The sequence below is a fragment of the Klebsiella sp. K5-306 genome (assembly GCF_051835185.1).
Taxonomy (GTDB): domain Bacteria; phylum Pseudomonadota; class Gammaproteobacteria; order Enterobacterales; family Enterobacteriaceae; genus Klebsiella; species Klebsiella oxytoca.
This window is the reverse complement of record NZ_JAIFJY010000006.1, coordinates 1-13020: the sequence shown is the minus strand read 5'-3', so window position 1 is coordinate 13020 and position 13020 is coordinate 1. Positions and strand designations below refer to the sequence as shown.

General features: G+C 60.1%; 10 protein-coding genes. 7 read left to right on the top strand and 3 right to left on the bottom strand.

Features of this window, described 5'->3' with window-relative positions:
* Positions 1–15: 15 nt before the first annotated feature.
* On the bottom strand, positions 16–759 hold the full coding sequence (locus K2184_RS11040) for a type 2 GTP cyclohydrolase I (RefSeq protein ID WP_004100265.1): 744 nt from the start codon (positions 757–759) through the stop codon (positions 16–18).
* Between the two features lie 270 nt (positions 760–1029).
* Here K2184_RS11040 and dtpD point away from each other — a divergent pair, with 270 nt between their 5' ends.
* Positions 1030–2511 (top strand): dipeptide permease DtpD, encoded by a 1482-nt coding sequence (gene dtpD / locus K2184_RS11035; RefSeq protein ID WP_004111436.1) that lies wholly within the window; start codon positions 1030–1032, stop codon positions 2509–2511.
* Here dtpD and phrB read toward each other — a convergent pair.
* Both phrB and K2184_RS11025 read right to left on the bottom strand, forming a co-directional pair.
* On the bottom strand, positions 2480–3922 hold the full coding sequence (phrB, locus tag K2184_RS11030; protein WP_004111435.1) for a deoxyribodipyrimidine photo-lyase: 1443 nt from the start codon (positions 3920–3922) through the stop codon (positions 2480–2482). The genes dtpD and phrB overlap by 32 nt on opposite strands.
* A gap of 253 nt (positions 3923–4175) precedes the next feature.
* Positions 4176–4382: a DUF2517 family protein gene (locus K2184_RS11025; RefSeq protein WP_004100261.1), complete on the bottom strand. Its 207-nt coding sequence runs from the start codon at positions 4380–4382 to the stop codon at positions 4176–4178.
* A gap of 310 nt (positions 4383–4692) precedes the next feature.
* On the opposite strand from K2184_RS11025, the gene kdpF reads away from it, so the two are divergent.
* The 6 genes from kdpF to kdpE are packed head-to-tail and all read left to right on the top strand — an operon-like array spanning position 4693 to position 12480.
* A complete protein-coding gene (gene kdpF / locus K2184_RS11020; RefSeq protein WP_016807944.1) occupies positions 4693–4782 on the top strand; it encodes a K(+)-transporting ATPase subunit F in 90 nt (29 codons plus the stop codon).
* On the top strand, positions 4782–6461 hold the full coding sequence (gene kdpA, locus K2184_RS11015) for a potassium-transporting ATPase subunit KdpA (protein WP_023320577.1): 1680 nt from the start codon (positions 4782–4784) through the stop codon (positions 6459–6461). The genes kdpF and kdpA overlap by 1 nt, the downstream gene beginning before the upstream one ends.
* A 21-nt stretch (positions 6462–6482) precedes the next feature.
* Entirely contained in the window at positions 6483–8531 is a 2049-nt protein-coding gene (gene kdpB, locus K2184_RS11010; protein WP_017146339.1) for a potassium-transporting ATPase subunit KdpB, read from the top strand.
* 10 nt (positions 8532–8541) lie between these two features.
* Entirely contained in the window at positions 8542–9117 is a 576-nt protein-coding gene (kdpC, locus tag K2184_RS11005; protein WP_016807942.1) for a potassium-transporting ATPase subunit KdpC, read from the top strand.
* Position 9118: 1 nt separating this feature from the next.
* Complete coding sequence (gene kdpD / locus K2184_RS11000; RefSeq protein WP_163525746.1) at positions 9119–11806, top strand: two-component system sensor histidine kinase KdpD; 2688 nt, start codon at positions 9119–9121, stop codon at positions 11804–11806.
* Complete coding sequence (kdpE, locus tag K2184_RS10995) at positions 11803–12480, top strand: two-component system response regulator KdpE (RefSeq protein ID WP_004100256.1); 678 nt, start codon at positions 11803–11805, stop codon at positions 12478–12480. The genes kdpD and kdpE overlap by 4 nt, the downstream gene beginning before the upstream one ends.
* Positions 12481–13020 lie beyond the last annotated feature (540 nt).

Sequence of the window (13020 nt, the reverse complement as noted above, 5' to 3'; positions counted from 1 at the left end):
TTTTACCTCCGTTCATCAGGCCGGGTTCGGGATATCAATAAAGGTGACATCCAGCTCGGTATTTTCCGTCAGCCATTCGCTTAACGCGCGAATTCCGCCACGCTCGGTGGCATGATGTCCGGCGGCGTAAAAATGCAGCCCCTGCTCGCGCGCCGAATGGATGGTTTGCTCTGAAACTTCGCCGGTAATAAATGCATCAACGCCAAAGCGGGCTGCGCTGTCGATAAAGCTCTGGCCGCCGCCGGTACACCACGCCACGCGGGCCACTTTGTCCGGCCCGGTGTCGCCGCACCACAGCGGTTTGCGCCCCAGCCGCGCTTCAATCCACGACGCCAGTTCCAGGCCCGAGACCGCCATCGACAGTTCGCCCCACGGCACCAGCGGTTCAATTTCGCCCATCACATTAATGCCGAGCAGCGACGCCAGCTGGGCGTTATTGCCCAGCTCCGGATGGGCATCAAGCGGCAGATGCCAGCCGTAAAGGTTGATGTCGTTAGCCAGCAGCGTTTTGAGGCGGTTACGCTTCATGCCGCGAATAATCGGCGACTCGCCTTTCCAGAAGTAGCCGTGGTGGACGATGACCGCATCCGCCTCAAGACGGACGGCCTCATCAAGCAGCGCCTGGCTGGCGGTTACGCCGGTGACGATTTTCCGAACCGTCTCGCGACCTTCCACCTGGAGCCCATTGGGTGCGTAATCACTGATGGCCGCGCTATTGAGTTTTTCATTAATCAGTTGTTCCAGTTCACTATTTTTCATTGCCGTTCCACCAGGTCATCGTTTTATGCAGAGGAATAACATAACGGTATCCGCCCAATCCGTCGATAGTCCTGCCGCGTCGCCGCCAATTTTGCCCATTCACAAAATCCCGCAATTTGTCTACTCACTCCCTCGCGCATTCGTGTATATTTATGCACTATTACAGCATATTAAATAACCAGAAAGCCTATAAGGCCATGAATATCACTAGCGAGTGGCTATTCATGCAGAAAGATCGACTTTCATTTTTATGGCAGGACAAAGCGTTTCATGAACACACAATCTTCACAGCCGCGGGCGATTTATTACGTCGTCGCGCTGCAAATCTGGGAATACTTCAGTTTTTACGGCATGCGCGCGCTGCTCATTCTTTATCTCACCAATCAGCTCAAGTATGACGATAATCATGCCTATGCGCTGTTCAGCGCCTACTGTTCTTTAGTCTACGTCACGCCGATTCTCGGCGGCTTCCTGGCCGATAAGCTGCTGGGCAACCGTATGGCAGTGATGCTCGGCGCGCTGCTGATGGCCATCGGCCATCTGGTGCTCGGCGCCAGCGAAATCGCCCCCACCTTTCTCTATCTGTCGCTGGCGATTATTGTCTGCGGCTACGGGCTGTTTAAATCCAACGTCAGCTGTCTGCTCGGTGAACTGTATGAACCCACAGACCCGCGTCGCGATGGCGGTTTTTCGCTGATGTACGCGGCGGGCAACGTCGGGTCTATCGTCGCGCCAATCGCCTGCGGCTACGTACAGCAAGAGTACAGCTGGGCGATGGGCTTCGCGCTGGCGGCCGTTGGCATGATTGCCGGGCTGGTGATTTTCCTCAGCGGTAATCACCATTTCCGCCACACCCGGGGCGTGAATCGCGAAGCGCTGCGGGCGCGGAGTTTTGTCTTACCGAACTGGGGCTGGCTGCTGGTTCTGCTGATCGCCGCGCCGCTGCTGATCACCGTGCTGTTCTGGCAGGAGTGGTCGGTGTACGCGCTGATTGTCGCGACGGTGATTGGTCTGGCGGTACTGGCGCGGATCTACCTGCGGGCAGAGACCGCCAGGCAGCGTAAAGAGCTGCGCCTGATTATGGTGCTCACCTGCTTCAGCCTGCTGTTCTGGGCCTTTGCGCAGCAGGGCGGCAGCTCCATCAGCCTGTACATCGACCGTTTTGTTAACCGTCATTTTATGGGCTATGAGATTCCGACCGCGATGTTCCAGTCGGTCAATGCCTTTGCGGTGATGCTCTGCGGGGTGGTTCTGGCGTGGCTGGTGAAAGAAAACATCAACGGCAACCGTACCGTGCGCATCTGGGGTAAGTTCGCGCTGGGCCTTGGCCTGATGAGCGCCGGGTTCTGCATCCTGACCCTTAGCGCACGTTGGTCAGCCGCCTATGGGCACTCCTCAATGCCGCTGATGGTGCTGGGCCTGGCGGTGATGGGGTTTGCCGAACTGTTTATCGACCCGGTGGCGATGTCGCAGATTACCCGTATCGAGATCCCCGGCGTGACCGGCGTGCTGACCGGCATATATATGCTGCTCTCCGGCGCTATCGCCAACTATCTGGCTGGGGTTATTGCCGATCAAACCTCGCAGGGATCGTTCGACGCCGCCGGAGCCATCAACTATTCAATTAATGCCTACATTGAGGTGTTCAGCCAGATAACCTGGGGCTCGCTGGCCTGCGTCGGCCTGGTGCTGGCTATCTGGCTGTATCACTCCGTTAAGATCAGGGCTCGCCGCCTGGCGGTGGAGTCTTAACTTCTCTGGCGGCTTCCCAGGCCGCCAGCGTCTCCAGCCGCGCCTGTTTGTGATCGACAATCGGGCGCGGATAATCCAGCGTTACGCCCTGTTTCTCCGCCCACAGCCACGGTTGATGCAGCGCTTTCTCAGGCACCCCGGCCAGCTCCGGTAGCCATTGACGAATAAACTGCCCCGCTTTGTCGAAGCGCTCTCCCTGGGTCGTAGGGTTAAAAATACGAAAATAGGGCGCGGCATCGGTGCCGGTCGAAGCCGCCCACTGCCAGCCGCCATTATTCGCCGCCAAATCGCCATCTATAAGCTGTTCGATAAAATAGCGCTCCCCCAGCCGCCAGTCGATGCGCAGATCTTTCGCCAGAAAACTGGCGACAATCATCCGCAGGCGGTTATGCATCCAGCCGGTCGCATTAAGCTGACGCATCGCGGCGTCGACAATCGGGAAGCCGGTTTGCCCACGCTGCCAGGCCTGAAGCGCGGATTTATCGTCCAGCCAGGCAACCTTATCGGTCCAGCCAATAAAAGGCCGACCTTTACACAAGTCCGGGTAGTAAACCATCAGGTGGCGATAAAACTCGCGCCAGATAAGCTCGTTGAGCCATACCGCTCCGGCTTCGCCATCCAGCGCCCGCGGCAACTCCACCAGCAAGCGGTGCAGACACTGGCGCGGCGAGAGCGCGCCCACCGCCAGGCACGGCGACAGCCGGCTGGTCCCTTCGATGGCCGGAAAATCGCGCTGCTGTTCATATTCGGCGGCCTTTTGCTGGCAGAAGCCGCGAAGCCGGGCGATAGCGCTTTTTTCATCCGCGGCGAACAGTTCGCTATCAAATGACGTCTGTGGAAAATCTATTTTTACTGCAGACGAGGCTGTGATGGGCCCACCCGCACGGACTTTCGGCGCGGCGACGCACTCCGGCAGCGCCTCCTGTAAACGCCGAATAAAAGCATTTTTAAACGGCGTAAATACCTTATACATTTCGCGGCTGCCGGTCAGCACGCTGCCGGGCGGCAGCAGCACGCTGTCATCAAACCCCTGACAGGTCACCTCTGCTAAGGTTCTCTCCACCGCCGCATCGCGCTGGCGCTCATTGATTTCATACTGGTAGTTGTAAAACAGATGCGTCACCTGCTGCTGCCGGCAAATGCTGACGAGTAGCTCTACGCTGGCGGTGAAATCTTCAGCATGTTCAATCTGCAGCGGGATCCCCTTTTCGGCCAGCGCCGCTTGCAGGCTGTGCAGATGACTGACCATAAACGCCGCCTGGCGCGGCGCCATACCGTGCTGACGCCATTGCCCTGGCGTGGCGATGAATAATCCCAGCACCCTGGCATGCGGATCGCGGCAGGCGGCGGCGAGCGCCAGGTTATCGTGGATGCGCAAATCCGCGCGAAACCAGACCAGATGGGTGGCCATAACATTCCTTTCATCATGAAAATTGATAAGTTCGACGTATATTTAATCCTCCCGCAGGTTAACCTTCGGGGAGTGAATAAGTGTAAGCCACTCATGGCAAAAAAAAACCGCCGGATAAACCGGCGGCATGATGATAAAGCAATCTGTTGGCACGCTGTGTCGCGAGTCTGGCGGAGGAGACAGGGTAAATAAACCGCAATCTCAATGCATTGCCTGTTTCCGCGGCGCGCACGCGCTTAGCCATAAGCCGTTATTAATAAAAATCTGCGGAGGCTTTTTCGGCCTGCGCCATCCATACCGGCTGTTCGCTGGTCTTTGCCCACACGCGGTGCAGCCAGCTGTAAAAACGGGCGCGATCTTTCCAGAACAGCATCACCGGCAGCGCCAGTACGCCAGCCGCCACGGCGAAAGCGCGACGCGCAAAGATGATATGAGCAGGATAAGTTTTGTACAACGCCATAATTTCTCTCCCCTTTGTCAGGCCGGCAAGTAAAGCCGGTAAAGTTAATCTGTTTCTCTGCTTAAAATAGTACCGCTTTGGCTGTAATTTTACTACTCATCCGACCACTAAAAAACGCCTATTCAGGATTTATTTACATTCATCCGGTAATTAAGTTACATAAAGGTTAAATTAATACTAATCATTAGTTAAATTGTGGTTTTGGCCATTTTTATATTTTTTTTACACCCCCGTGGCTGATTTTTGCGAAATCTTTGCGCCCGACTTCCTATTCTCCTCGTAAATCAAAAAAGACATCCGGAGGTGGATTGTGACTACAGGCGTAATCGCTGGCGTAGCGCTGGTGTTCCTGTTGCTGGTTTATCTGGTTTATGCCCTGATACATGCGGAGGCATTCTGATGGCCGCTCAAGGTTTTTTACTCATCGCGACTTTTATTCTGCTGCTAATGATCCTCGCTCGTCCGCTGGGTACGGCGCTGGCGACGATGATCAATGATATGCCGCTACCGGGTCTGGCCCGGATTGAACGCGGTTTATGGCAGGCAGCGGGGATTCGTTCGCAGGAGATGAACTGGCTCCAGTATTTAGTGGCGATTCTGCTGTTTAACGCGCTGGGTCTGGCGGCGCTGTTCGCTCTGCTGATGTTTCAGGGCTCTCTGCCGCTCAACCCGCAGCATCTGCCCGGTCTGTCATGGGATCTGGCGCTGAATACGGCGGTGAGCTTTGTCAGTAACACCAACTGGCAGGCCTATGCCGGTGAAGCCACCATGAGTAGCCTTAGCCAGATGGCCGGGCTGGCGGTGCAAAACTTCCTCTCCGCCGCTACCGGCATCGCGGTGATCTTTGCCCTCACCCGCGCATACGCCCGGCAGAAAGTCACCACTCTGGGCAACGCCTGGGTCGATCTGACCCGCATTACTCTCTGGGTGCTGCTGCCGATTTCGCTGCTGATTGCGCTGTTCTTTATCCAGCAGGGCGTGCCGCAAAGTTTATCGCCGAATCACGAATTTACCTCGCTTGAAGGGGTACGCCAGATGCTGCCGTTGGGGCCGGTGGCTTCGCAGGAAGCGATAAAAATGCTGGGTACCAACGGCGGCGGCTTCTTTAACGCCAACTCGGCGCATCCCTTTGAAAACCCCACCGCGCTGACCAACCTGGTGCAGATGCTGGCGATCTTTCTCATTCCGGCGGCGCTGTGCTTCGCTTTCGGTGAGGCGGTGGGCGATCGCCGTCAGGGTCGGGCGATTCTGTGGGCGATGACGCTCATCTTCATCGTCTGCGTGGCGGTAGTGATGTGGGCAGAAACCCGCGGCAACCTTCACTTGCTGAGCCTTGGCGCCGACAGCAGTAGCAACATGGAAGGCAAAGAGAGCCGGTTCGGTATTCTCGCCAGCAGCCTGTTTGCCGTGGTCACCACCGCCGCGTCCTGCGGGGCAGTCAACGCCATGCACGACTCCTTTACCGCGCTGGGCGGGATGGTCCCTATGTGGCTGATGCAGATAGGCGAAGTGGTCTTCGGCGGCGTCGGCTCGGGTCTGTACGGCATGCTGCTGTTCGTGATGCTGGCCGTGTTTATCGCCGGGCTGATGATTGGCCGCACCCCGGAATACCTCGGGAAAAAAATCGACGTCCGCGAAATGAAAATGATCGCGCTGGCGATCCTCGTTACCCCGACGCTGGTGCTCCTCGGCACGGCGCTGGCGATGCTGACCGAGGCCGGTCGCGCGGGCATGTTTAACCCCGGGCCGCATGGCTTCAGCGAAGTACTGTATGCCGTCACCTCAGCGGCGAACAACAACGGCAGCGCCTTTGGCGGCCTTAGCGCGGCAACGCCATTCTGGAACCTGCTGCTGGCATTCTGCATGCTGGTCGGCCGCTTCGCGGTGATTATCCCGGTGATGGCGATTGCCGGTTCGCTGGTGACGAAGAAGATTCAGCCCGCCGGCAGCGGCACGCTCGCCACCCATGACGCGCTGTTTATCGGCCTGCTGATCGGCACCGTGCTGTTGGTCGGCGCCCTGACCTTTATTCCCGCGCTGGCGCTCGGCCCGCTGGCAGAACACTTTTCCTTACTTTAAGCGATTGCGGAGCAACCTGTTATGAGTCGCAAATCATTAGCCCTGCTGGAGCCGACGCTGGTGCGTCAGGCCCTGCTGGACGCCGTGAAAAAACTGAGCCCTGCCGTACAGTGGCGTAACCCGGTGATGTTTATCGTCTGGATCGGCAGCCTGCTCACCACCCTGCTGGCCATTGCCATGGCGAGCGGGCAAATCGCCGGCAGCGCCGGATTTACCGCCGCTATTAGTCTCTGGCTGTGGTTCACCGTCCTGTTCGCCAACTTCGCCGAAGCGATGGCGGAAGGCCGCAGTAAAGCGCAGGCCAACAGCCTCAAAGGTGTCAAAAAGACCGCCTTTGCCCGTAAGCTGCGCGCGCCGCAGCACGATGCGCAAATTGACCACGTCCCCGCCGAAGAGCTGCGTAAAGGTGACGTGGTGCTGGTGGAAGCGGGAGATATTATCCCCTGCGATGGCGAAGTTATCGAAGGCGGCGCGTCGGTAGATGAGAGCGCCATTACCGGTGAGTCCGCGCCGGTTATCCGCGAATCCGGCGGCGACTTCGCCTCGGTGACCGGCGGGACGCGTATTCTCTCCGACTGGCTGGTGATCCGCTGTAGCGTCAACCCGGGCGAAACCTTCCTTGACCGGATGATCGCCATGGTTGAAGGCGCTCAGCGCCGCAAGACGCCGAACGAAATTGCGCTAACCATCCTGCTTATTGCCCTGACGCTGGTATTCCTGCTGGCCACCGCCACTATCTGGCCCTTCTCCGCCTGGAGCGGTAATGCGGTCAGCGTAACGGTACTGGTGGCGCTGCTGGTATGCCTGATCCCCACCACTATTGGGGGCCTGCTGTCGGCCATCGGCGTTGCCGGGATGAGCCGCATGCTCGGCGCGAACGTCATCGCCACCAGCGGCCGCGCGGTTGAGGCGGCGGGCGACGTCGACGTCCTGCTGCTGGACAAAACCGGCACCATTACCCTCGGCAACCGCCAGGCTTCGGCATTCCTGCCTGCGCAGGGCGTGGAAGAGAAAACCCTTGCCGATGCCGCCCAGCTGTCGTCGCTGGCCGATGAAACGCCGGAAGGCCGCAGCATCGTCGTCCTGGCCAAACAGCGCTTTAACCTGCGCGAGCGCGATCTCCAGTCGCTGCATGCCACCTTTGTGCCGTTTACCGCCCAGACCCGGATGAGCGGCATCAACATCGACCAGCGGATGATCCGCAAAGGTTCCGTAGATGCCATCCGCCGCCACGTTGAGGCCAACGGCGGCCACTTTCCGGCCGATGTCGATAAGCAGGTTGAAGAAGTGGCGCGTCTTGGCGCGACGCCGCTGGTGGTCGCCGAAGGCGAGCGGGTGCTGGGGATTATCTCGCTGAAAGATATCGTGAAAGGCGGCATCAAAGAGCGTTTTGCCCAACTGCGTAAAATGGGGATTAAAACGGTGATGATCACCGGCGATAACCGACTGACCGCCGCCGCTATCGCCGCGGAAGCCGGAGTGGACGACTTTCTCGCCGAAGCGACGCCGGAGGCCAAGCTGGCGTTGATCCGCCAGTATCAAGCGGAAGGTCGGCTGGTGGCGATGACCGGCGACGGTACCAACGACGCCCCGGCGCTGGCGCAGGCCGACGTGGCGGTCGCGATGAACTCCGGTACCCAGGCGGCGAAAGAGGCGGGCAATATGGTGGATCTCGACTCTAACCCCACCAAACTGATCGAGGTCGTACATATCGGTAAACAGATGCTGATGACCCGCGGCTCCCTGACCACCTTCAGTATCGCCAACGACGTGGCGAAGTACTTTGCCATCATTCCGGCCGCCTTTGCCGCCGTCTATCCGCCGCTGGCGATGCTCAACGTGATGCATCTGCACTCGCCCTCTTCGGCGATCCTGAGCGCGGTGATTTTTAATGCGCTGATTATCATCTTCCTGATCCCGCTGGCGCTGAAGGGCGTGAGCTATAAGCCGCTGACGGCCTCGGCGATGCTGCGCCGCAACCTGTGGGTCTACGGCCTGGGCGGACTGCTGGTGCCCTTTATCGGTATCAAAGCTATCGACCTGTTATTGACCCTGACCGGGCTGCTGTGAGGAAAAAACCATGTCATTCATTCGTCCTGCCCTTGTACTGTTTATTCTGTTAACGCTGCTCACCGGCGGCGTCTACCCGCTGTTGACCACCGCGCTGGGACAGTGGTGGTTCCCACAGCAGGCCAACGGCTCGCTGGTGCGGATTGACGGCGAAGTGCGCGGTTCCCGTCTCATCGGGCAGAACTTTACCGCGCCGGGCTATTTCCAGGGCCGCCCTTCCGCCACGGCGGAGATGCCGGATAACCCGCTGGCCTCCGGCGGCAGCAACCTGGCCGCCAGCAATCCGGCGCTGGACAACGCCATCAGCGAACGGGTGCAGGCCCTGCGCGCCGCCAATCCGGACGCCAGCGCCACGGTTCCGGTGGAGCTGGTCACCGCCTCGGCGAGCGGACTGGATTACAGCCTGACGCCTGCCGCCGCCCTGTGGCAGGCGCCGCGCGTCGCCAAAGCGCGACAGCTCAGCGTGGAGCAGGTCACGCAACTGGTGAACGAGGCAACGCAAAAACCGTTGCTCAGTTTTCTCGGCCAACCTGTGGTAAATATACTGCAGCTGAATATGTCGCTGGATGCCCTGAAGGATAAGTAAGATGAGTGATGAGCCGCTGCGTCCGGACCCTGATCGCCTGCTGCAACACGCCGCCGCCCCGCATCGCGGTAAGCTAAAGATATTTTTCGGCGCCTGCGCTGGGGTCGGTAAAACCTGGGCGATGCTGGCGGAAGCGCAGCGGCTGCGCGCCCAGGGGCTGGATATCCTGATTGGCGTGGCGGAAACCCACGGGCGTAAAGAGACGGCGGCGATGCTTGAGGGGCTGAGTACCCTGCCCCAGCGCCGCCTTTCCCACCGCGGGCGCTACGTGAAGGAGTTTGACCTTGACGGCGCCCTGGCCCGCCGCCCGGCGCTGATCCTGGTCGATGAGCTGGCGCACAGCAACGCGCCCGGATCGCGTCATCCTAAACGCTGGCAGGACGTCGAAGAGCTGCTGGAAGCCGGCATCGACGTGTTTACCACCGTTAACGTTCAGCACCTCGAGAGCCTGAACGATGTCGTCAGCGGCATCACCGGCGTGCAGGTTCGCGAAACCGTCCCCGATCCGTTTTTCGACGCCGCCGACGATGTGGTGCTGGTTGACCTGCCTCCGGACGATCTGCGTCAGCGGCTCAATGAAGGTAAAGTCTATATCGGCGGCCAGGCTGAGCGGGCCATTGAAAACTTCTTTCGCAAGGGCAATCTCATCGCCCTGCGCGAGCTGGCGCTACGCCGTACTGCCGATCGAGTCGATGAGCAGATGCGCGCCTGGCGCGATCGCCAGGGCCAGGAAAAAGTCTGGCATACCCGCGACGCCATTTTGCTCTGCATCGGCCATAACACCGGCAGCGAAAAGCTGGTGCGCGCCGCAGCCCGGCTGGCCGCCAGATTGGGCAGCGTCTGGCATGCGGTGTATGTTGAAACCCCGTCGCTGCACCGCCTGTCGGAGGCGAAGCGGCGGGCGATTCTCGCCGCGCTCAGGCTGGCGCAGGAGCTGGGAGCGGAAACCGCCACCCTCTCCGATCCATCCGAAGAGAAGGCCGTTCTGCACTACGCCCGCGAACATAATCTCGGCAAGATAGTGATTGGCCGCCAGCAGAAAAGGCGCTGGTGGGATCGCGGCGGCTTCGCCGATCGGCTGGCCCGTCACGCCCCGGATCTCGATCTGGTGGTGATCGCGCTGGATGAAAAAGCCGCCTCCCTGCCGGCTCGCGCCAGCGATAGCCGGACGGCGATGGATAAATGGCGTCTACAACTCCAGGGCTGCGTCGTCGCCATCGCGCTGTGCGCGGTGATTACCGTTGTCGCCATGCAGTGGCTGATGGCCTTTGAGGCCGCCAACCTGGTGATGCTGTATCTGCTTGGCGTGGTGATTATCGCTCTCGTGTATGGCCGTTGGCCGTCGGTACTGGCGACGGTGATTAACGTGGTCAGCTTCGATCTGTTTTTCGTTGCGCCGCGCGGTACGCTGGCGGTTTCAGATGTACAGTATTTACTCACCTTTGGCGTGATGCTGACCGTCGGGCTGCTTATCGGCAACCTCACCGCCGGCGTTCGCTACCAGGCGCGGGTGGCGCGCTATCGCGAGCGGCGCACCCGGCATCTGTACGAAATGTCCAAAGCGCTGGCGGTGGGCCGCAGCCGTGAAGATATCGCCGCCACCAGCGAACGGTTTATCGCCTCGACGTTTCAGGCGCGCAGTCAGCTACTGCTGCCCGATGAGATGAACCGGCTCTCTCCATTGACTCAACCCACCGCGGCCATCACCTGGGACGACGCGATCGCCCGCTGGAGCTTCGATAAGGGGCTGCCCGCCGGGGCGGGTACCGATACGTTACCCGGCGTCCCCTACCAAATCCTGCCGCTGAAAAGCGCCGCCCGTAACTGGGGGCTGGTGGTGGTGGAGCCGGCTAACCTGCGCCAGCTGATGATCCCCGAACAACAGCGCCTGCTGGAAACCTTTACCCTGCTGGTCGCCAGCGCGCTGGAGAGACTGACGCTCACCGCCAGCGAAGAGCAGGCGCGGCTGAACAGCGAGCGGGAAAGCCTGCGCAACTCGCTACTGGCGGCACTGTCTCATGATTTACGCACCCCGCTGACGGTGCTGTTCGGCCAGGCGGAGATCCTGACCCTCGATCTTGCCAGCGAAGGGTCGAAACACGCGCCGCAGGCCAATGAGATACGCCAGCACGTACTGAACACCACCCGGCTGGTGAATAATCTGCTGGATATGGCGCGGATTCAGTCCGGCGGCTTTAATTTGCATAAAGAGTGGTTAACCCTCGAAGAGGTGGTCGGCAGCGCGCTGCGCATGCTGGAACCGGGGCTCGGTGGGCGGCATATTCAGCTCGATCTGCCGGACCCGCTGCTGCTGGTACACGTCGATGGCCCGCTATTTGAACGGGTGCTGATTAATCTGCTGGAAAACGCGGTGAAGTACACCGGGCCGCAGGCGCAAATCGGCATCGCGGCGCATGTCGACCCGCACCATTTATTGCTTGAGGTGTGGGATAACGGGCCGGGTATTCCTCCAGGGCAGGAACAGGCTATCTTTGATAAATTCGCCCGCGGCAATAAAGAGTCGGCGATCCCCGGCGTAGGCCTGGGACTGGCGATTTGTCAGGCCATCGTTGAGGTGCACGGCGGAACGATTAGCGCCGAGACGCGCCCGCAAGGCGGCGCCTGTTTCCGTGTTACACTGCCGCGAGAAGCGCCCCCTGAACTGGAAGAGTTAGCCGAGGAAATGTGATTAACGTTCTGATTATCGAAGACGAAAACGCTATCCGCCGCTTTCTGCGCACCGCGCTGGAAGCCGACGGCATGCGCGTATTTGAAGCAGAGACGCTGCAGCGCGGGCTGATCGAAGCCGCGACCCGCAAGCCGGATTTAGCTATTCTCGATCTGGGTCTGCCCGATGGCGACGGCAACGCGTTTATTCGCGAGGTTCGCCAGTGGAGCCAGATGCCGATTATCGTGCTGTCGGCGCGCACCGAGGAGCAGGACAAAATCGCCGCCCTCGACGCAGGAGCCGATGACTATCTCAGTAAACCCTTTGGCATTGGCGAGCTGCAGGCGCGACTGAGGGTGGCGATGCGTCGCCATGCCGGCGCCCAGGCCGACGAGCCGCGAGTGCGTTTTGCCGATATTGACGTTGATATCCCCGCCCGCCGCATCGTGCGCGGCGATGAAGAGATCCACCTGACGCCGATTGAGTTTCGCCTGCTGGTGGTCCTGCTCAACAACCCTGGCAAAGTGCTGACCCAGCGACAGCTGCTCAACCAGGTCTGGGGGCCAAATGCGGTGGAGCACAGCCACTACCTGCGGATTTATATGGGGCACCTGCGGCAAAAGCTGGAGGCCGACCCGGCCCGTCCGCAGCACTTGCTGACCGAAACGGGGATCGGCTATCGGTTTATGCCCTAGCCGTTGTCCCCGGCTCGCGCTTCGCTTAGCCGGGCTACAGTTCCGCCGTCGTCTGCCAGGCGGTAGCCCGGATAAGGCGTTTACGTCGCAATCCGGGGAATGCAGGCGGAGTCGCCCGGACAGGCGCGCCAAGCGCCGCCTCCGGGAAATGTGCCGGGCCTGTAACATCTGCGCTGTTTCATCCCGGTGGCGCTGCTGTATGACCGGGCTACGGGTTCACCGTCGACTGCGGGCCGGTAGCCCGGACAGGCGCCTCAAGCGCCGCCTCCGGGAAATGTGCCGGGCCTGTAACATCTTCGCTGTTTCATCCCGGTGGCGCTGCGTTGACCGGGCTACGGGTTCACCGTCGACTGCGGGCCGGTAGCCCGGACAGGCGCGTCAAGCGCCGCCTCCGGGAAATGTGCCGGGCATGAAACATCTGCGCTGTTTCATCCCGGTGGCGCTGCTGTATGACCGGGCTACGGGTTCACCGTCGACTGCGGGCCGGTAGCCCGGACAGGCGCCTCAAGCGCCGCCTCCGGGAAATGTGCCGGGCCTGTA